Source organism: Nonomuraea sp. PA05 (assembly GCF_008086045.1).
Classification (GTDB): Bacteria; Actinomycetota; Actinomycetes; order Streptosporangiales; family Streptosporangiaceae; genus Nonomuraea; species Nonomuraea monospora.
Window position 1 is genome coordinate 19,275 of record NZ_VSEY01000024.1, and the last position, 18,651, is coordinate 37,925.

At 71.6% G+C, this 18,651-nt stretch carries 17 protein-coding genes; 7 read left to right on the top strand and 10 right to left on the bottom strand.

Annotation, left to right across the window (positions count from 1 at the left end):
- Window positions 1–406: 406 nt before the first annotated feature.
- From FXF51_RS33545 to FXF51_RS33555, 3 genes are all read left to right on the top strand, one after another.
- Window positions 407–1,087: a heme oxygenase (biliverdin-producing) gene (locus tag FXF51_RS33545; RefSeq protein ID WP_148438717.1), complete on the top strand. Its 681-nt coding sequence runs from the start codon at window positions 407–409 to the stop codon at window positions 1,085–1,087.
- A 307-nt stretch (window positions 1,088–1,394) separates the two neighbouring features.
- Window positions 1,395–1,994 carry a TetR/AcrR family transcriptional regulator gene (locus FXF51_RS33550; RefSeq protein WP_148438718.1) on the top strand — a complete coding sequence of 200 codons (600 nt, stop codon included), beginning with the start codon at window positions 1,395–1,397 and terminating at the stop codon, window positions 1,992–1,994.
- 148 nt (window positions 1,995–2,142) lie between these two features.
- Complete coding sequence (locus tag FXF51_RS33555) at window positions 2,143–3,555, top strand: MFS transporter (protein WP_148438719.1); 1,413 nt, start codon at window positions 2,143–2,145, stop codon at window positions 3,553–3,555.
- A 231-nt stretch (window positions 3,556–3,786) separates the two neighbouring features.
- Here FXF51_RS33555 and FXF51_RS33560 read toward each other — a convergent pair whose 3' ends face one another.
- Window positions 3,787–5,016, bottom strand: a complete 1,230-nt coding sequence (locus FXF51_RS33560) for a cytochrome P450 (RefSeq protein ID WP_148438720.1) — start codon at window positions 5,014–5,016, stop codon at window positions 3,787–3,789.
- A 130-nt stretch (window positions 5,017–5,146) separates the two neighbouring features.
- Here FXF51_RS33560 and FXF51_RS33565 point away from each other — a divergent pair, with 130 nt between their 5' ends.
- Window positions 5,147–6,526, top strand: coding sequence for an FG-GAP-like repeat-containing protein (locus tag FXF51_RS33565; protein ID WP_148438721.1), 1,380 nt, complete (start codon window positions 5,147–5,149; stop codon window positions 6,524–6,526).
- Here FXF51_RS33565 and FXF51_RS33570 read toward each other — a convergent pair.
- From FXF51_RS33570 to FXF51_RS33595, 6 genes are read right to left on the bottom strand one after another with little or no spacing between them, the layout of a single operon-like run.
- Entirely contained in the window at window positions 6,511–8,022 is a 1,512-nt protein-coding gene (locus tag FXF51_RS33570; RefSeq protein WP_148438722.1) for a sensor histidine kinase, read from the bottom strand. The genes FXF51_RS33565 and FXF51_RS33570 overlap by 16 nt on opposite strands.
- Window positions 8,019–8,711 carry a response regulator transcription factor gene (locus tag FXF51_RS33575; protein ID WP_148438723.1) on the bottom strand — a complete coding sequence of 231 codons (693 nt, stop codon included), beginning with the start codon at window positions 8,709–8,711 and terminating at the stop codon, window positions 8,019–8,021. The genes FXF51_RS33570 and FXF51_RS33575 overlap by 4 nt, the downstream gene beginning before the upstream one ends.
- Window positions 8,708–9,307, bottom strand: coding sequence for a hypothetical protein (locus FXF51_RS33580; protein ID WP_148438724.1), 600 nt, complete (start codon window positions 9,305–9,307; stop codon window positions 8,708–8,710). The genes FXF51_RS33575 and FXF51_RS33580 overlap by 4 nt, the downstream gene beginning before the upstream one ends.
- Window positions 9,308–9,319: 12 nt before the next feature.
- A complete protein-coding gene (locus FXF51_RS33585) occupies window positions 9,320–10,579 on the bottom strand; it encodes an ABC transporter permease (protein WP_148438725.1) in 1,260 nt (419 codons plus the stop codon).
- Window positions 10,576–11,346, bottom strand: coding sequence for an ABC transporter ATP-binding protein (locus FXF51_RS33590; protein WP_148438726.1), 771 nt, complete (start codon window positions 11,344–11,346; stop codon window positions 10,576–10,578). The genes FXF51_RS33585 and FXF51_RS33590 overlap by 4 nt, the downstream gene beginning before the upstream one ends.
- Complete coding sequence (locus tag FXF51_RS33595; protein ID WP_187414705.1) at window positions 11,343–12,503, bottom strand: efflux RND transporter periplasmic adaptor subunit; 1,161 nt, start codon at window positions 12,501–12,503, stop codon at window positions 11,343–11,345. Before FXF51_RS33595 ends, FXF51_RS33590 begins: the two co-directional genes overlap by 4 nt.
- Window positions 12,504–12,649: 146 nt before the next feature.
- Between FXF51_RS33595 and FXF51_RS33600 the strand changes: the two genes are divergently transcribed.
- Both FXF51_RS33600 and FXF51_RS61105 read left to right on the top strand, forming a co-directional pair.
- Window positions 12,650–14,596, top strand: coding sequence for an efflux RND transporter periplasmic adaptor subunit (locus FXF51_RS33600; RefSeq protein ID WP_148438727.1), 1,947 nt, complete (start codon window positions 12,650–12,652; stop codon window positions 14,594–14,596).
- A complete protein-coding gene (locus FXF51_RS61105) occupies window positions 14,593–14,769 on the top strand; it encodes a hypothetical protein (protein ID WP_187414706.1) in 177 nt (58 codons plus the stop codon). Before FXF51_RS33600 ends, FXF51_RS61105 begins: the two co-directional genes overlap by 4 nt.
- Window positions 14,770–14,911: 142 nt before the next feature.
- Here the strand turns inward: FXF51_RS61105 and FXF51_RS33610 are convergent, their stop codons facing one another.
- From FXF51_RS33610 to FXF51_RS33620, 3 genes are all read right to left on the bottom strand, one after another.
- Window positions 14,912–16,468 carry an alkaline phosphatase D family protein gene (locus FXF51_RS33610; protein ID WP_148438728.1) on the bottom strand — a complete coding sequence of 519 codons (1,557 nt, stop codon included), beginning with the start codon at window positions 16,466–16,468 and terminating at the stop codon, window positions 14,912–14,914.
- A gap of 131 nt (window positions 16,469–16,599) precedes the next feature.
- Window positions 16,600–17,208: an HAD family hydrolase gene (locus FXF51_RS33615; RefSeq protein WP_148438729.1), complete on the bottom strand. Its 609-nt coding sequence runs from the start codon at window positions 17,206–17,208 to the stop codon at window positions 16,600–16,602.
- A complete protein-coding gene (locus FXF51_RS33620) occupies window positions 17,205–18,026 on the bottom strand; it encodes a hypothetical protein (protein WP_148438730.1) in 822 nt (273 codons plus the stop codon). Before FXF51_RS33620 ends, FXF51_RS33615 begins: the two co-directional genes overlap by 4 nt.
- A gap of 164 nt (window positions 18,027–18,190) precedes the next feature.
- Between FXF51_RS33620 and arfB the strand changes: the two genes are divergently transcribed.
- Window positions 18,191–18,598: an alternative ribosome rescue aminoacyl-tRNA hydrolase ArfB gene (gene arfB, locus FXF51_RS33625; protein ID WP_148438731.1), complete on the top strand. Its 408-nt coding sequence runs from the start codon at window positions 18,191–18,193 to the stop codon at window positions 18,596–18,598.
- Window positions 18,599–18,651 lie beyond the last annotated feature (53 nt).

Genomic DNA, 18,651 nt, shown 5'->3' on the forward strand with positions numbered 1-18,651 from the left:
TGGCGACCACCAGGGACTTCGATCAGCTACGTGGTGCCGTTTCCGGGCGTATACCTGGGCTTCGCCGCGGCGTTTTTCGCGTTGGGCGGACCGTTCCCGAGCCCGTTCCTCACTCTGCGTCACAACCGCAACCGGCTCCGCCATCCACCACCCCGGCTCCCCCCTCGGCTCCGCCACTCACCGCCCAGCCCTCAACTCCACCGCCGCACCCAACCCCGCAGCTCCCCACCCACCGCCGCGCCCAACCCCCTTGGCCCTCCACCCGCCGCCCCCCCAAGGAGGTGACCCTCGGGAACGACGGCTCTTGACTCCCTCATTCCTGGGTACGTGTCGGGGGAGGCAGGATTTGATGACATGGTGTCGTCATCAGCTTGACGTCGCACGCCGACGTTTGTGACACTTCGTCATGAAACGCCAGCACGAGCAGAGGTGGGCCGTGACCACGCCGTTCTCCGAAATCTTGCGCAACGCCACCTGGGCCGACCACCAGTCGGCCGAGTCAGAGGGCTACCTCTCAGCGCTGATGAGCGGCCAGTTGAGCGAACACGACTACGGCGAGATGGTCGCCCAGCACTACTTCGCCTACACCGCCCTCGACGGCGTCTCCCGCCGGCTCGCCGACCACCCGGTGGCCGGCCGCTTCGTCTTCCCGGAGCTGTACCGCGAACCGGCGCTGGAACGCGACCTCACCACGATCTACGGGCCGAACTGGCAAGACCGCATAACCCCGTCGAAATCCACCCGCACCCTCGTGGCCCGCATCCAGCAGGTGGCCGACTGGCCGGGCGGCTACGTGGCCCACCACTACACCCGCTACCTGGGCGACCTGTCGGGCGGGCAGTTCATCCGGATGGAGCTGCAGAAGATCTACGGCTACGCGAAGGGCGGAGGCGTCGACTTCTACTTCTTCGACGAGCTGGGCAGCCTGCCCCGGTTCAAGAACGAGTACCGCTCGCGGCTGGACGTTCTGGGGCTGGAGCTGGACGAGGGTGAGCAGCAGCGCATGATCGGTGAGGTGCGGCTGGCGTACCAGCTCAATACGGAGGTGCTGACGGAGCTCAGGCACGTGGTCAAGGCCGCCGCCTAAGCCACGCCGGCCACCGCTGCCTCACTTCGTCGGAGAAGACCCGCATCAGGCCCGGCGTGCAGTCCTTGGTGACAGGAAGTTGCGCGAAGTACGGGCCGATGCCGGAGACCTGGCGCTCGGCGTGGCGTCGATCCTGTTGCCGCGAGTTCGCTGCCTGGAACGCCTTGACGTTCTCCTCGAAGACGGCCCTGCTGTACGTGTCGGTCGCCGCCGTTCGGGGTGAGCGGGGTGTCAGAGCCGAAGGTGTCGCCCACACGCACACGGCCTTCTGCGGAACCTGGGGCCGTGCCCGGCCTACCATGGGCATATGCCCCGCATCTCGGCCGCCACGATCGGCGAGCACCGCGCCCAGACGCGTGACCGCATCCTTCAGGCCGTTTCGCGGCTGTCCCGGGTGCAGGGCATCGACGCCATCTCCATGACCGACGTGGCCGGCGAGGCCGGGATCACCCGTACGGTCCTGTACAACTACTTTCCCGACAAGGCGACGCTGCTGCTGGCCTTCACCGAGCGGGTGACCAGCTATTTCATCGACAGCTACGAGCGGGAGTTGCCCGCCGGGGCGTCGCCCGCCGACCGGTTGCGCGCGTTCGTCCGGCTGCAGCTCACCGGGCTGCTCGCGCACCCGCACCCTGGAGCGGCCGATCTCAGCGCCGCGCTCGGGCCCGACGCCTACCAGCGGCTGGCCGAGCATGTCGCGCCGATGCAGCACATTCTCGTGGAGATTCTGGAGAACGGCATCGAGGCCGGCGACTTCCGGGCGCTCGACGTGGACGCAACGGCGCGGATGATCCTCGCCGTCATCGGGGCCGAGCGGGTGCCGCTGATCAGCGGTGACGTCACGGTGGAGACGGCCGGGGAGCTGGTGTCGGAGTTCGTGCTGAGGGCACTGGGCAACAGCGACTGAGTCAGCCGCCGCAAGTGGCGGACGGTGGGTGATTCGGGCCCACTGGCGAGGCGGCGGACGGCGGGCGAGCCGTGGTCCGCTGGTCGAGGCGGTGGGTGAGGAGAGGACCCGCAGCAGGACTGTCGGAGCCCGATGACAGGATGGCCACATGACCGACAACCCGGCCCTCCTGCACGGCGAACACATCCAGCTCAAGTCCGCGCGCGGCCGGTGGATCCTGTTCGCGACCGTGCTCGGCTCCGGGCTGGCGATGCTCGACAGCACGGTGGTCAACGTGGCGCTGCCGTTCCTGGGGCGGGAGCTCGACGCGGGCATGGCCGGCCTGCAGTGGACGATCAACGCCTACACCCTGACCCTGGCCGGGCTGATCCTGCTGGGCGGCTCGCTCGGCGACCGCTACGGGCGCCGCACGCTGTTCCTCGTCGGGACGGTCTGGTTCGCCGTCGCGTCGGCGCTGTGCGGGCTGTCGCCGAACATCGAGTTCCTCATCGGCGCCCGCGCTCTGCAGGGCATCGGCGGTGCGCTGCTGACGCCCGGCTCGCTGGCGATCATCCAGGCGTCCTTCGTCCGGCACGACCGGCCCAGGGCGGTGGGCGTGTGGTCCGGGCTCGGCGGCGTGGCCAGCGCCATCGGGCCGCTGCTGGGCGGCTGGCTGGTGCAGACGGCCGGATGGCGGTGGGCGTTCCTGATCAACCTGCCGTTCGCTGCGCTCGTCGTGTTCGTCGCGCTGCGGCACGTCCCGGAGAGCAAGGACGAGACGGCCGCGGGCCGGTTCGACGTGCTCGGCGCGGTGCTGGCCGCGCTCGCGCTGGCCGGCGTCACGTACGGGCTGATCCAGAAGGGCGTCTCGGTGCCGCTGGTGGTCGGGCTGGCGCTGGCGGCGGCGTTCGTGGCGCTGGAGATCCGCAGATCACCGGACGCGCTGGTGCCGGTCGGCATGTTCCGCGACCGCGTGTTCACGGCCGTGAACGTGGTGACGCTGATCATGTACGCGGCCATGGGCGTGGTGTTCTTCCTGCTGGTGGTGCAGCTCCAGGTGGTGTCCGGGTTCTCGCCCGTCGTGGCCGGGCTGGCGATGCTGCCGACCACGATCCTGATGCTGCTGTTGTCGGCGCGGGCCGGGGAGCTGGCCAAGCGGGTGGGGCCGCGCTGGCCCATGACGATCGGGATCCTGGTGGCGGGGTGCGGGTTCGTGCTGATGAGCACCATCGGGTTCGGCGCGTCGTACCCGCTGCAGGTGCTGCCCGCGGTGACCGTGTTCGGGCTGGGGCTGTCGGCGGCGGTCGCGCCGCTGACGGCGACCGTGCTGGCTTCGGCGCAGGAGCGGTACGCGGGCACCGCCAGCGGGGTGAACAACGCGGTGGCCCGCACCGGGAGCCTGCTGGCCGTGGCCGCTGTGCCGCCGCTGGTGGGGCTGGTGGGTGATGCGTTCGAGCAGCCTCAGGTGTTCGACGCGGGGTATCGGGCGGCCATGTTGATCAGCGCGGGGATGATGGTGGTGGCCGCGCTGATCACGTTCTTCACGATCAGGACGAACGTGCTGGCCGCCGACGACGACTGAGACCCGCCGGGCGAGCCGGGACGAACGCCCGGGCCGATGACGATCACTGACCCGCCTGGGTGGGCGGGAATCGCCAGGGTGGGCGGGATTGATCGGCGAGGTCGCGGGACGGGCAGGACTCGTAGGACTGGCGGGACCTGCGGGACTCCGGGACTCGCGACACTGGCGGGCTGCGGCGCCGGGGCTCCGGGCTTTGGGACTCGCGGCGTTGGCGGGGTGGGTGGGCTGTGGTCAGAAGGTGAAGGACTGGCTGCGGACGCTGTTGTCGAAGTTCGACAGCAACAGCTCGGGCTCCCCCACCGACCGGATGCCCGGCAGCCGGGTCAGCAGCTCGCGGAACATCGTCCGCATCTCCTGCCTGGCCAGGTTGGCGCCGAGGCAGAAGTGCGGCCCGGGGCCGCCGAAGCCGACGTGTGGCTTGGTGTCGCGGGTGATGTCGAACGTGTCGGCGTTCGGGAAGACGGACTCGTCGCGGTTGGCGGAGCCGTAGAAGAGCACCACCTTGTCGCCCTTCTTCAGCTCCAGCCCGCGCAGCGAGTAGTCCTCGGTGACCGTGCGGCGGAACTGCATGATCGGCGAGACGTACCGGACCATCTCCTCGATGGCGCCGTTGATGTGCGCGTCGAAGTCGCCGGTCAGCAGCTCGCGCTGGGCCGGGTTCTCGGTGAGCAGCCGGATGCCGTGCGCCATCGTGTTGCGGGCCGTCTCGTTGCCGGCGACGAGCAGCAGTGCGAAGAACGAGCCGAGTTCCTTGTCGCTCAGCTTCTCGCCGTCGACGTTGGCGTTGACCAGCAGGGAGACCAGGTCGCCTCTGGGGTCGGCGACGCGCTCGTGGCCCAGCTTGATGACCATGCGCTGCAGGGCGAGCAGCGCCAGCATGTTCTGCCCGGCCATCTGGACGCTGCGGGCCAGGCTGGGCCGCACGCCGGTGTAGGCGGTGGAGATGTCGACGTGCTGGTGCACCTTCTCCCGCAGCTCCTGCGGGATGTCGAGCATGTCGCAGATGACGTGGATGGGCAGCCGGGCGGCCACCTGCGTGACGAAGTCGCGCGGCCCGTCCTTGACGACGTCGTCGACGATGCGGGCACACGCGGCCTCGATGTCGCTCTGCAGCCCGGCCAGCATCTTCGGGCTGAACGAGCGCGTCACGATGCGGCGCAGGCGGGCGTGGCGCGGGTCGTCCATGTTGACCATCGATTCGCCGAACACCTGCTTCACCCAGCTCGGCGGCTCGGGGTTGGTGACGGCGGGCTCGCTGGAGAAGATCTTGGCGTTGCGGCTGGCCTCGACGACGTCGGCGTGGCGGACGAGGGCGTAGAAGCCCTTGCCGGAGCGGAGGAGCGGCACTTTCTTCTCGGGGAAGAACACCGGGTGCTCCAATTGCCGGAGCCGGGCGAACGCCTCATTTCGCTCTTTGAGGGGTTTGCGCCAGAAATCCAGATCAGCGAGGTCGATGTCCACCCGTCTATGGTGGCACGTTCCCGTGCTTACGGGACCCTTCGCGGCGAGGGGGCCGATGTGCATCCCGTCCTCCAGGCCCGTTCTCGCGCCGTTCAGACCCGGTTCGACCTGTCTGGTCATTACTTCCGGTATGAATGCGCTGCTCGCCGCCTGCCTGATCCTCCCGCTGACCTCAGTCGCGACTCCGGCCGCCGCCCGCGCGTGCGGCGGTCACCCGCTCGACTTCGACGCCGACGGCCGTCCCGACCTGGCCGTGGCCGCCCCGTACGACGCCACCAGGGCCGGTTCCGTCACCGTGATGTACGGGTCCGGCAAGAAGGTGAAGCTCACTCAGCGGGGCGCGGAGCCGGGCGACTCGTTCGGGTCGGCGCTGGCCGTGGGGGACTTCAACGGCGACCGGTGCGCCGATCTGGCCGTCGGGGTGTCGGAGGAGTTCGTGGGTGAGCGGGTGCCCGGCGGGGACGGGAACGGGGTCGTGCAGCTCTTCGACGGGTCGCCGGAAGGGCTCGTGGCCGGGAAGGAGCTGAGACTGGGCAAGCCGTCCAGCGACCGGTTCGGGGCTTCGCTGGCGGCCGGGGATCTCGACGGGGACGGCAGGGACGAGCTGGCGGTGGGGGCGCCGAGTCACCGGTCGGGCGGGGCGGTGACCGTGTACTGGATGAAGGGCCGCAAGCCGTACCAGATCACGCAGAAGACCCCGTGGGTGCGGCAGGCGGCGAACGTCACCGACCAGTGGGGTGCGTCGCTGGCGACCGGCGACTTCGACGGGGACGGGCGGGACGAGCTGGTCGTGGGGGCGCCCGCCGACAGCGTGAAGGTGGACGGGCAGGGCTCGGCCACCGTGATCGACGTGCGCGGAAGGCGGGCCGAGCTGCTCACCCAGAGCACGCCAGGGATCAAGGGCGCCGCCGAGAAGTGGGACAACTTCGGCGCCGCGCTGGCGACCGGCGACTTCAACGGCGACGGCAGGGCCGACCTGGCGATCGGCGTGCCCGGCGAGGGGCTCAGCGCCAACCAGCGGGCCATGGACTACGGCGACGGGACGGTGGACGTCCTGTACGGCTCGCGCGCCGGGCTGCGTACCGACAGGACCGAGGCGTGGTCGCAGAACACGCTGGAGGGCAAGCCCCGCTACTACGACCGGTTCGGCACCTCGCTGGCCGCCGGGGACTTCAACGGCGACGGCAACGACGAGCTGGCCATTGGGGTGCCCGGCGAGAAGGCCGTGCAGGTGCTGGCGGGGCGCTCGTCCGGCGGGCTGACGCGGGTGGGGAACCTGCTGGTGAAGGGCAAGGGGCAGGACTTCGGGGCGTCGGTGACCGCGCTGCCCGGCTGGGAGCGGTACCGGGCGCTGGACAGGAGGCGGCCGGTGTACGGGCTGGTGGTGGCCGCGCCGGACCAGGGGCTGATCATGTACGCGCCGGGGAAGCGGGAGCCGGGCCGGGTGGAGCTGGGCAAGGTGCGGCAGCTCGACAAGGGCACCGGGCTGTACGGCTACACCTTCGGCTGAACCGGCAGCACGACGCGGAACAGGGCGCCCTTGCCCGGCTCGCTCTCCGCCATGACGATCCCGCCGTGCGCCTCCGCCAGCGTGGCCGCGATCGACAGGCCCAGCCCCGACCCGCCGGCGCTGCGGGCAGGGTCGGCCCGGTAGAAGCGCTCGAACACCCGCTCCGCCACGTCCGCCGCGAACCCGGGCCCCTCGTCGGCCACCTCGACCACGGCCTGCTCGCCGTTCAGGCCCACGCGGACCTGGAACGGGGTGCCGGGCGGGGTGTGGGTGAGCGCGTTGGTGACGAGGTTGTTGATCACCTGCCCGAGGCGCGGCTCGTCGCCGATCACGGTCACGTCGCCCTCGCCGCCGAACAGCCGGACCAGCTCGATCTTCCTGTCGGGCGCCAGCGTCTGCGCGTCGATGACGGCGGTGGCGGCCAGGCTGAGCAGGTCCACGGGCCGCATGGCCAGCTCGCGCCGCTGGTCGAGGCGGGCCAGCAGGAGCATGTCCTCCACGAGCAGCCCCATGCGGGCGGCCTGCCCCTCGATGCGGCTCAGCAGCCGTACGGCCTCGGCCAGGTCCTTCTCCTCCCCCAGCCGGTACAGCTCGGCGAAGCCCCTGATCGAGGTCAGCGGCGTGCGCAGCTCGTGGGAGGCGTCGGCCATGAAGCGCCGCATCAGCTCCTCCGAGCGCCTGGCGGCCGTGGCGGACTCGCGGGCGGCGGTGGCGGACTCGCGGGCGGACTCGGCGGCCTCCTCGCGCTCGCGGACGGCCACCTCGATCTGGGCGAGCATGGTGTTGAGCGAGCGGCCCAGCTTGCCGACCTCGGTGCTGCCGGCCCAGAGGGGCACGCGGCGCGACAGGTCGCCGTCGGCGATGTCGTTGGCGGTGCTCGCGATCTGGCGCAGGGGGCGCAGGCTGCGGCGGACCAGCCCGTAGCAGACGAAGCCGAGCACGACGAGCGTGCTGCCGCCGCCGACGGCCACGATGAGGATGAGCTGGGAGACGGTCGCGTCCACGTCGGCGGTGCTGATGGCCATCATGCGGCTCTGACCGGCGCGCGTGGGCACGGCGACGACCCGCCAGCTCGGGCCGCCCGCGTCGCGGGACTCCACGGTGAAGGGCCGCCCCCTCAGCTCGATGACCTCGGCGAGGGTCAGCGGGGGCAGGTCGGGCGTGTGCTCCTCGGTGGACTCGCTGATGGTCCGCAGGATCGCGCCGTCCGGGTCCAGGACGACGCCGTGGAACAGGCCGAAGTAGCGTTGCGGCCGGCCGTCGGCGCGGGGCTCCACCGGCGGCGGGGGCGGGTCGCGCGGCGCGGTGGCCACGCGGAGCTGCTCGTCCACCCGCTCGACGAGGTAGCTGCGCAGCAGCCGCACGGCGAACAGGCCGGTCGCCGTGATGGCGACGGTGACCAGCAGGAGGGTGGCCGAGACCAGGCGCAGCCAGAGCGGCGCCCTGGAAAGCTGCTTCCTGAGCCTGCTCGCGGCCGTGGAGAGGTGCCCGCTCATACTCTCGGCGGGCGCAGGATGTAGCCGACTCCGCGCAGGGTGTGCAGGTACTTGCGTTCGCCGGTGTCGACCTTGCGGCGCAGGTAGGAGACGTACGACTCGACGAGGCCGACGTCGGTGCGCCAGTCGCCGTTCCAGACGTGGTCGAGGATCTGCGTCTTCGACAGGACGCGGCCCACGTTCAGCATGAAGTACTGCAGCAGCCGGAACTCGGTGGGCGACAGCCGCACCGGCATGCCGTCGCGCCAGACCTCGTGGCTCTCCTCGTCCAGCTCCAGGTCGGCGACACGCAGGCGGTTCGGCGGCGGGGTGCCGCGCCTGGTCCTGCGCAGCACCGCCCTGATGCGGGCGATGACCTCCTCCAGGCTGAACGGCTTCGTCACGTAGTCCTCGCCGAGGCCGAGCCCGGCGATGCGGTCCTCCGGCGTGTCCTTGGCGGTCACGAACAGCACGGGGACCCGGCGGCCGCGGGACCGCAGCCTGCCCGCGACCGCCAGGCCGTCCAGATCGGGCAGCATCACGTCGAGCATCACCAGGTCGGGTGTGCTCTCCTCGGCCACCCGCAGGGCCTCCATGCCGTCGGCCGCCGTCAGCACCTCGAACCCGGCCATGCGCAGGCTGGCGGAGAACAGCTCCCTGATGTTGGGCTCGTCATCGACGACCAGCAGCTTGGCCTCGGGCTCGCTCATCGTGGGCCTCCTCCCTGGGATCCCTGGCCCCCCTGGCTGATCGAGGTGGCCGCGACCGCGCCGTCGGCGCCCTGCCGGCCGCGCACCACGATCGTGGTGCCTGCCTCCAGGTCAGTGACCTTACCCGGCTTGGAGATCTGCACGGTGGTCTGGTCGGTGGTGGTGACCGTGACGGTGGAGCCGTCCATGGTCTTGACGTACACCTTGCCGTCCTCGATCTTCTCGACCGTGCCGACGGTGCCGCCGCCCATCCGCTGCCCGCCGCCCGGCTGCTGGCCCTGGCCGGGCTGCTGCCCCTGGCCGGGCTGCTGGCCGCCGGGGAACTGGCCGCGCTGGCCGCCGAAGCCGCCCTGCTGCTGGCCGTACCCGCCGCCGGGACGCTGGGCGCCCGCGGCCTGCGCGGGCGTCTCTGCGGAGCCGAACCAGCTCTCCGCCTGGATGCCGATCAGGATCCCGGCCACCAGGACGACGCCGGCGGCCAGCGCCAGCGTGACCTTCGAGGTGCCCTTGGCGGGCTGGACGGCGAGCTCCTCCCGCAGGTCGCCGGGGAACGGCGAGGAGTCCAGCTTGTCCGTGCTGTCGGCGCTGTCGGCCATGTCCTTGTCTCCTTACTCGTGGCGCAAGGCCTGGATCGGCCTGAGCTTGGCCGCCCTGTTGGCGGGATAACTGCCGAAGAACAGCCCGATCCCCAGCGACACGCCCAGCGCCAGCACCACCGATGACGGCACGAGGACCGGTTCGATGCCGGCGATGGTGAACCTGGTCCCCACGAACGCCACCAGCACCCCCGACAGCCCCCCGATCAGGCTCAGCAGCGTCGCCTCCATCAGGAACTGGCCGAGGATGGCGCTCCTGGGAGCGCCGATGGCCTTGCGGATGCCGATCTCGCGCGTGCGCTCGGTGACCGTCACCAGCATGATGTTGGTGATGCCGATACCGCCCACCAGCAGCGAGATCGCGGCGACGGCGCCCAGCAGCACGGTGAAGGTGCCGGTCGCCTCGCTGACGGTCTCCTGCAGAGTGGCCTGGTTGAGTATGCGGTAGTCGGGGTTGTTGTCGGTGATGCCGTGTCGTTGGTTGAGGATAGCCGTGACCTCGGCCTGCGCTGACGTGGTGGTCTGCGCCGAGGTGGCCTGCACGACGATCTGGCCGAGCGAGCCGAACCCGCTCAGGCTCTGCTGCACGGCCGGCAGCGGCGCGATGGCCACGTCGTCGGCGTCCTGCATGCCGGTCGACCCGGCCTCCTTCAGCACGCCCACCACCGTGAACGGCACCCCGGACACGCTGATCTGCTTGCCGATCGGGTCCACCGCGCCGAACAGCTCCTCCACCACGGTCTGGCCGAGCACCACGACCTTCCTGGCGGCCAGCACGTCGTCGTTGAAGAAGTAGGTGCCCTTGGCGACGGGCTTGTTGACGGCCTCGAAATAGCTGGGGTACGTGCCGACGAACTGCGAGACGGCGTGGCTGGCGGCGCCGTACGTGGCGGTGGAGGAGGAGGCGTTGACCACCGGCGAGACGCTCCGCACCGACGGGGCCAGCGTCCTGTCGGTCAGCGCCTTGGCGTCGGCCAGGCTGAGCTGCCTGGCCTGGGTGCGCGGGCCGGTGTTCCCGCCGCCACCGCCGCCGGGACCGCGCATCGCGCCGCCCCCTCCGCCGCCTCCGGAGAAGGACGGGGAGATGGTCAGCGTGTTCGCGCCGAGGCGCTGGATGTTCTGGGTGATGCTCTGCGAGGAGCCCTCGCCGACCGCGACCAGCATGATGACCGCGGCCACGCCGATGAGGATGCCGAGCGTGGTCAGCGCGCTGCGCATCTTGTTGGCCAGCAGGCCGCGCAGCGCGAAGCGGAGGATCTCGATCTGGTTCATTGAGCGACCGCTCCGTCGTTGTCCGGCAAGCGCGGCGGCGGGCCGTCCACCGGCGCCTGGCGGCGGTCCTCCACGATCTGGCCGTCCACCAGCCTGATCACCCGCTTGGCGTGCCCGGCCACGTCGTCCTCGTGCGTGATGATCACGATCGTCCGGCCGGACGCGCTGAGCCTGTCCATGATCTCCAGGACGTCGTCGGTGGAGGCGGTGTCGAGGTTGCCGGTCGGCTCGTCGGCCAGCAGCAGCGCGGGAGCGGTGACCAGCGCCCTGGCCACGGCCACGCGCTGCTGCTGGCCGCCGGAGAGCTGGTTCGGCTCGTGGTGCACGCGGTCGGTCAGGCCGACCTGCCGCAGCGCGGCCAGCGCCCGCTCGCGCCGCTCGGCCTGGCCGACGCCGCCGTACACGAGCGGCAGCTCCACGTTGGCCAGCGCGCTCATGCGCGGGATGAGGTTGAACGACTGGAAGACGAAGCCGACCCGGCGGTTGCGCAGGATGGCGAGCTGATGCTCGTTCAGCAGGCCGACGTCGGTGCCGTCGATGAGGTACGAGCCCGACGTCGGGACGTCGAGGCAGCCGAGGATGTTCATGAGCGTCGACTTGCCGGAGCCGGAGGCGCCCATGATGGCCACGTAGTCGCCCTGCTGGACGTCCAGGCTGATGCCGCGCAGGGCGCGCACCCTGGCATCGCCCTCGCCGTACTCCTTGACCAGGTTCTGCACGCGCAGGACCGGCACGGGCTCCACGACGCGCAGGCCCGCCGCCGTCATCGCCCGCCCCCGCCGCCCGGCATGCCGCCGCCTCCGGGGAAACCGCCACCGGTGCCGCCGACGCCGCGCATCCCGCCGCCGCCGTTGCCACCGTTGCCGCTCGTGCCGGTGGTCGTGGCCGGGGGCACGAGCTGGTCGCCCTCCGACACACCCGACTTGACCTCGGTCAGCGTGGCGCCCTGGACCCCCACCTCGACGGGCGTCCTGGTCTGCCTGCCGTCCTTCAGCACGGTGACCGTGGTCTGGCCGCCGCTGGTGGAGATCGCCGTGGACGGGACGGTGACGACGTTCTCCGCCTGGCCCACCACCACCTCGACGGTGGCCGTCTGGCCCAGCCTGACCTGGCTCGGCACCTTGGTGAAGGTGATCGTGACCGGGTACTGCACGACGTTGTTGCTGGTGGCGGCGACCGGCTCGATCTGCGTGACCTCGCCGGTGGCCGTGACGCCCGGCAGCGCGTCGAACGTGATCGTGGCCTCCTGGCCCTGCTTCAGCTTGCCGACGTCCGACTCGGTGAAGGTGCCGACGAGCTGGAGCTTCGCGGTGTCGGCCAGCTCGACGAAGCCGGACGACGCCGAGGACGAGCCCGTCGCGCCCGTTCCGCCCGTTCCGCCCGTGGAGCTTTGACCGCTGCTGGAGCCGCCACCCGAGGCCGAGCCGCCCACTGAGCCGTTCACCGCCGTGACCGTGCCCTTGAACGGCGCCTTCAGGACGGTGCCCGCGACCGTGCGCTGGGCCTCCCTGTAGGCGTTGCGCGCCTTGATGTAGGCGGCGTAGAGCTGGGCCGTGTCCGTCCCGTCGTCCAGGGCGCTCTGGTACGTGGCCTTCGCGGCCGACAGGCTCTCCTGGGACGCGGCGTCGTCCAGCCTGGCCAGGATGTCGCCCTTGGCCACCTTGTCCCCGGCTTTGACGTAGATCTTCTCCACGGTCCCGCTCGTCCCGAACGACAGCGCCCTGGCCTGCGAGCTCTCGACCGCTCCCGACGCGGACACCGAGGCGGTCACGGAGCCCCGGCCCGCGGTCACCGTCCGCACGGCGGTCTCACCCGCGGCCTGTCCCGTGCCGAGCTGAGCGTAGGCGAGCCCGGCACCGCCCAGCAGGAGCAGCGCGAGCGCTCCGTTGGTAATCAGCGCTCTGCGCCTGATCGACACCTTCACGAGCGAGGACCCTTGCACACGATGCTGCGCCGTAGCCGTGGGCGAGCTGAACGTCCGCTGGGAACCCCGGGCTCCGCGCGGACCTCCAGGTAACTCTGAGGGTGCTCGCAGGCTGGCGCGATCCTGCTCGGACATGATGTGCCGTCATGAGACCGACTTTCGCGCTGGGCGGCCTCGCCCTCGCCGTGCTCGTGGCCGGCTCCGGCCTCGTGCTGGCGCTGCGCGACGACACCCCGCCCACCGTCCAGGTACGGCTGGCCTCCGCCCAGCGCGGCCCGGTCACGGCCTCGGTGAGCGCGGCGGGGAGCACCGTGGACGGCTCGCGCAGGGACCTGGCGTTCGGCTCCTCGGGGACGCTGACCAAGGTGTACGTCAAGGTCGGGACCAAGGTGAAGAAGGGCCAGGTCCTGGCCAGGATCGACGGGCGGGCGGCGCGCGAGGCGTACGCGGCGGCCAAGGCTGATCTGGCGGCTGCCGAGGAGGCGCTGGAACAGGCGTCCTCGGGAACGGCGGCGGGCAGCTCGACGGGCGCCGGCGGGACCTCCTCGGCTGCCGGGACCTCCGCTGACCCCGGTACCGGCGGTGGGACTTCCGCCACGTCGTCGGCCGGCACCGGCGGGCGGGGCTCCACGCCTGGTGGTAGCGGCCGTACCGGTACGACCTGCGCGCCCGCGACGCCCGGTGCGACCTCACCCGCGAAGGGCGCCACCCCGGCTCCCTCCGGCACTCCCGCCCCGACCGGCGGCGCCGCACCCTCCGGCCCGGCCGCCACCGGTGGCGTCGTGAGCGGCGTACCCGCGCCTCAGGCGACCGGCGGGCAGGACGGCGGCAGCCCTGCCCCGCAAGGCAGCGGCAGCACAACAACAGGCGGCGGCAGCACGACGACGAGCGGCGGCAGCGCGACGACGAGCGGCGGCAGCGCGACGACGCAAGGCAGCGGTTCGGCCGCGCGGGGCGGCGGCGTGTTCGGGCCGTCCGCGCCGTCCAGCGACGGCACGAGCACGAGCCCCACGCCCGACCCCTCGCCGCACCCGACGACCACGCCCACTCCCGGCCCCACGGACCCCGAGCCCCAGCCCACGGTGACGGTCACCGTGACGGCCACCGCCACCGCCACCGCCACCGCCACCGTCACCGTCACCACGACGGTCACCGCCACCCCGACGCCCGGCGGAACCGGCACCGGCACCGGCCGTCCGGAGGGCCAGCCGGCCACCACCGGCTCCCCCACCACGTCCGCCCGCCCGTCCACCACCGCCAAGCCCTCCACGAGCGCCAAGCCGTCCACCACCCGGAAGCCGTCGGCGACCGCCAAGCCCGCGACGAGCGGAAAGGCCAGGCCGGCCGCGCAACCGTCGCAGGGCTCCTGCGCCACCCCGGGCGGCACCGGCACCGGCAGCCCGGCGGGCACCCCGGGCACGGGCCAGGCGGCCAGGGGCGGGACGAGCGAGGAGCAGGCCACCGCGAACGTGGACCGCGCCGAGGCCGCTCTGGAGCAGGCCGCCGACGTGGTGCACGGCACCCGCATCGTGGCTCCGGCGTCCGGCACGGTCCTGTCGATCGGCGGCAAGACGGGCGACACGGCGGGCACCGGCACCTTCATCAGCCTGGGCGACCTGAACGAGCTGCAGATCTCGGCCATGGTCACCGAGTCCGACGTGAACCGCCTCAAGCTCGGCCAGAAGGCGCAGATCGCGCTGGCCACCAGGAACGGCGAGAAATACCAGGGAACGGTCACGGCCATCGCGCCGACCGCGACGGTGGACGGCCAGCTCGTCCGCTACTCGGTCACCCTCGCCTTCGACGAGCCGCCCGCCGGGCTGATGCTCGGCCAGACCGCCTCGGTGACGATCACCACGGACGAGTCCGCGGACGCCGTCTACGTGCCTGCCGCCGCGGTGCGTACCAGGTCGGACGGGACCCAGGTGGTCACCGTGCGCTCCGGCGGCCGGGACTCGGCGAAGGTGGTGCGCACCGGGGTGCGCGGGGACCAGTACGTGGAGGTCGTGTCCGGGCTGACCGAGGCCGACCAGGTGGTCATGTCGGGCACCACGTCGGGTGAGTTCCCTGACGGAAGCTGGCCGGACGCATGACCTCCCGCCGTGCTGGGCACGTGACCCGCCTGACCCGCCCGACCCGCCTGACCCGCCTGACCCGCCTGACCCGCCTGACCCGCCTGACCCGCCTGACCCGCCTGACCCGCCGCACGCCCCATCGCCGCGCCGGACGCGTCCCGCCGCCGTGCGGGACCGGCCCCGGCCCCTGAACGACCGGTCCGGACGGAAACCACCCGCCCGCCCGGCCCGGTCCACCCGGCCGGACTCCACACCTGCCACTCGGAGTCCGGCCGGGTCTCATCATGTGGACAAAACGGTTGAGCGGATCCTCAGCGGGCTCCCAGCGGACGTTCAGCGAACGCGCGGAGCCGCGGCCTGACCGGCGGCGGCGGCACCGGTGACGGCCGGGATGGTCAGCCGGTGGGCGGTCCTGGCCCGCGCGCCCCTGCGGGAGATGTAATCCAACGTCCGGAAATCCACCGACAACTGATCCCGGGTCAGCCGCGCCATCAGATACCCCCGCCGCTGGTCGATGTAGGAGATGTGCGGATTCTCCTGCAACGCCTCCGAGATCCACGTCCGGTCCCGATACCCGTCCCCGTCGCTGGCGATCGACGACGCCACCAGTTCCCTGGCCACCACCGGCGAGTCAGGATCGTCGAAGTCGGTCTTCAGCTCGGCCAGGTGGTGCATGTGCGCGTCACCGGTCAGCACGACGGGGTTGGCCGTCCGGCTCAGGGACCCGAGCAGCCGCGTCCGCTCGGCCGCGTACCCGTCCCACGAGTCGAGGTTCACCTCGCGCCCCGGCCCGATCTTGTAGTCGCGGTGGGCCACCATGATCTGCTGGCCGAGCAGGTTCCAGCGGGTGGTGGAGTCGTTGAGCCCGCTCTCCAGCCAGCGCCACTGGTCGTCGCCGAGCAGCGTGCGCTGGTCCGCGAGCCGCTCGTCGCAGCCCGCCCGCACCCCGTCCAGGCACGCCTGGTCATCGCGGAACTGCCGGGTGTCGAGCAGGTGGAAGCGGGCCAGCGTGCCCCAGGAGACGCGGCGGTTGACCCGGAGCACGGCGCCCTGGATGCTGGCGCGGCGCAGCGGCATGTTCTCGTAGTAGGCCTTGAACGCCTGGGCGCGCCGCTGCTCGAAGCCCGGCGCGCCGGTGCTGGAGACGTGGCCGGCCCAGTTGTTCTCCACCTCGTGGTCGTCGAACGACATCAGCCACGGCGCGACGGCGTGCGCGGCCTGGAGGTCGGGGTCGCTCTTGTACTGGGCGTGCCGGAGCCGGTAGTCGGCGAGGGTCTGGCACTTGCCCGGCGTGTGGGTGCGTACGCGACCGGCGAGGGCGGTGTAGCCGCTGGGGCCGTACTCGTACATGTAGTCGCCGAGGAAGACGACCAGGTCGGGCTCCTGCTCTGCGAGGCGGCGGTAGGCCGTGTAGTAGCCGTGCTCGTAGTGGGCGCAGGCGGCCACCGCGAAGTTGAGCGGGGTCTCTCCTGCGGGCGACGTCCTGGTGCGGCCGGCCGGGGAGAGACGGCCCTGGCTCCTGAACCGGTAGAAGTAGTCGCGTCCCGGTTCGAGCCCCTTCAGCTCGACGTGCACGCTGTGGGCGTCGCGTGCCCTCGCGGTGGCCGTTCCGGACTTGACCACCTTGGCGAAGCGCTCGTCCGTGGCGACCTGCCAGCCGACCTCGACGTCGCGGGAGGGCATGCCGCCCCGCCCGTCGCCGCCGAGCGGGTCGACGGCCAGCCTGGTCCACAGGACGAAGCCGTCGGCGGAGGGGTCGCCGGAGGCCACGCCGAGGGTGAACGGGTCGGATCTGAGTGTCCTGGAGGAGGACACGGCCGCCGCCTGGGCGGCGGGCTGCGGGAGGAGAAGGCCGGCTGTCGCCGCTGTCAGGAAGGCTCTGCGGTCCACGTTCCCAGGTATGTCCACCTGCGCTGACTCCGCCGTGACCGCGGAGTCAAGCGTGGGTGAACAGCGTCGGTCGGTCAGCGTGCGCCCGTGGCCCACCGGGGTTGCGAGCGTGGGTGAACAGCGCCGGCCGGTCAGCGTGCGCCCGTGGCCCGCCAGGGTTCGGAACGCAGTGCCGCCCTGAGCGTGTCCGCGTCGGTGAAGGGCACCCCGGTCATGCCCGCCCGCCGCGCCCCCTCGACGTTCTCCGGCCGGTCGTCGATGAAGACGATCTCGGCGGGGTCGGCGCCGAGCCCGCGCGCCAGCTCGTCGTAGATCTCCCGGTCCGGCTTCACCAGCCCCATCCTCCCGCTGTAGAAGCGCCGTCCGATGGCGGAGATCCAGGGCAGCTCGTCCAGGCCGTCTCCGACGCACACAGGCGCGTTGGACAGCAGCGCCACGTCGCGGCCGGACTCCAGCAGCTCACCGAGCAGGGTGACGGTGCCGTGGTTGGGGTAGGCCCAGCTCGCCACGTCCATGGCGACCAGCCGGGCGACCTCGCGCTGGGCGGCGGGCCTGCCCAGGACGGCCGACCAGTAGGCGTGCGGGCTCAGGCTCGCCCGGTCGAAGTCGAGCCGGTGCTCCCAGTAGCCGCGCTTGAAGGACTCGGGCTCGGCCCCCACGGCCAGCGCCATGGCCTCGGCGTCGGACTCGGGCTGGGGCAGGGAAAGAACACCGCCGTAGTCGAAGACTATCCACGTCATGCCAGGAATGGTCGCAGATGCGGGTCGAGCTCCGGGCAGCCCAGATACTTCGCGGCGGTGTGGAAGTCGATCCAGTCGAGGTTGACGAGCTGCTCGACGTCCACGCCGGTGAAGCTGCTCGCCAGCGCGGGCGGGATGGCGGCGATGTCGTCCTTGTCGGCGATGTTCACCCAGCGCTTGACGCCCTTGGGCCGCTCGCCGCGGCCGTTGACGGGGGCGGGCAGCAGGTGTTCGAAGATGACGTTGCGCATGCCGAGCGGGCTGCCGAGCGTCATCAGCAGGTCCACCTCCAGGTCGGGGTTGGCCCACAGCGCCTCGTAGGCGACCACGCTGCCGAGCGAGTGGGCGATGACCACTTTCGGCCGGTTCTTCCTGATGCACTCGGCCACGGCCTGCCGCGACTTCTCGCGCCTGGCCTGGTCGGTGAGGTAGGCGGCCACCTCGGGCGCGAACAGCTTGGCGAACGCGGCCGACCTGCCGTCCAGCCGCTGCAGCAGCCAGCCGGTGAACGACTTGAGCGCCCCCGTGACGTGCTCGCCCACGCCGATCTGCCGCGCCCAGTCGACGAGGACCTGCTGAGCCTGCAGCTCCATCGCCCGCCTGGGGGCCGCCGGGTCGTACTCGCCGTCCCCGTCGTTGAGCAGATGGGAGAAGTAGGCGATCTCGGCGAAGTACGCGCGCGGCTCGCCGCCGAGCCCCGCGTGCAGATAGCGGTCCCATTTGCGGCGCATGGCCTCGGCCGCCCCCGTCGCGGACCTGCCCGCTTCGAGGTAGTAGTCGTACTTGCCGATCCCGTGCACGCCGACGATGACGGCCACCCGCGCCTCCCCGTGATCTTTTTCGCGGAATGCTGCCACACGCCGCTTGCAATCGGCCGTACAGGGCCGGGGCCGCGAAAAATGCCATTGCGGATGGCATATGGCAGCCGGATACGGTGACATGTCATCACAGACGCTCTCCTTGCAGAACAGGAGCTCCGCGCATGCCCGGCCCGCTGGTCGTCAACGACTCGATCGTCATCCCCGACATCGAGCTCGTCTGGCGTTTCTCCCGCTCCTCAGGCCCGGGTGGTCAGGGCGTCAACACGACGGACAGCCGGGTGGAGCTCACGTTCGACGTGGCAGGCAGCACGGCGCTGCCGCCGGCGCTGAAGGCGCGCGCCCTCGAGCGGCTGGGGTCGGACACCATCACGATCGCCGCATCGGAGTACCGCTCGCAGCTCCGCAACCGGGAGGCCGCCGCGCACCGCCTGGCGCAGCGCCTGCGCGAGGCGATCGCCGCGCCGCCCAAGCGGCGGCGGCCGACCAAGCCGAGCCGCGGGTCGGTGGAGCGGCGGATCGCCGCCAAGAAGCACCGCTCGGACGTCAAGCGCCTGCGCCGCGACCCCTGAGCCCGCTGTTTTCGGCATCCGGCACATAACCGGTAGGACCTCCAACTACCCTG

Coding starts and splice junctions, on each gene's coding strand:
- FXF51_RS33545 (WP_148438717.1), top strand. CDS start 407: ATGAAACGCCAGCACGAGCAGAGGTGGGCCGTGACCACGCCGTTCTCC.
- FXF51_RS33550 (WP_148438718.1), top strand. CDS start 1,395: ATGCCCCGCATCTCGGCCGCCACGATCGGCGAGCACCGCGCCCAGACG.
- FXF51_RS33555 (WP_148438719.1), top strand. CDS start 2,143: ATGACCGACAACCCGGCCCTCCTGCACGGCGAACACATCCAGCTCAAG.
- FXF51_RS33565 (WP_148438721.1), top strand. CDS start 5,147: ATGAATGCGCTGCTCGCCGCCTGCCTGATCCTCCCGCTGACCTCAGTC.
- FXF51_RS33570 (WP_148438722.1), bottom strand. CDS start 8,022: ATGAGCGGGCACCTCTCCACGGCCGCGAGCAGGCTCAGGAAGCAGCTT.
- FXF51_RS33575 (WP_148438723.1), bottom strand. CDS start 8,711: ATGAGCGAGCCCGAGGCCAAGCTGCTGGTCGTCGATGACGAGCCCAAC.
- FXF51_RS33580 (WP_148438724.1), bottom strand. CDS start 9,307: ATGGCCGACAGCGCCGACAGCACGGACAAGCTGGACTCCTCGCCGTTC.
- FXF51_RS33585 (WP_148438725.1), bottom strand. CDS start 10,579: ATGAACCAGATCGAGATCCTCCGCTTCGCGCTGCGCGGCCTGCTGGCC.
- FXF51_RS33590 (WP_148438726.1), bottom strand. CDS start 11,346: ATGACGGCGGCGGGCCTGCGCGTCGTGGAGCCCGTGCCGGTCCTGCGC.
- FXF51_RS33600 (WP_148438727.1), top strand. CDS start 12,650: ATGAGACCGACTTTCGCGCTGGGCGGCCTCGCCCTCGCCGTGCTCGTG.
- FXF51_RS61105 (WP_187414706.1), top strand. CDS start 14,593: ATGACCTCCCGCCGTGCTGGGCACGTGACCCGCCTGACCCGCCCGACC.
- FXF51_RS33615 (WP_148438729.1), bottom strand. CDS start 17,208: ATGACGTGGATAGTCTTCGACTACGGCGGTGTTCTTTCCCTGCCCCAG.
- arfB (WP_148438731.1), top strand. CDS start 18,191: ATGCCCGGCCCGCTGGTCGTCAACGACTCGATCGTCATCCCCGACATC.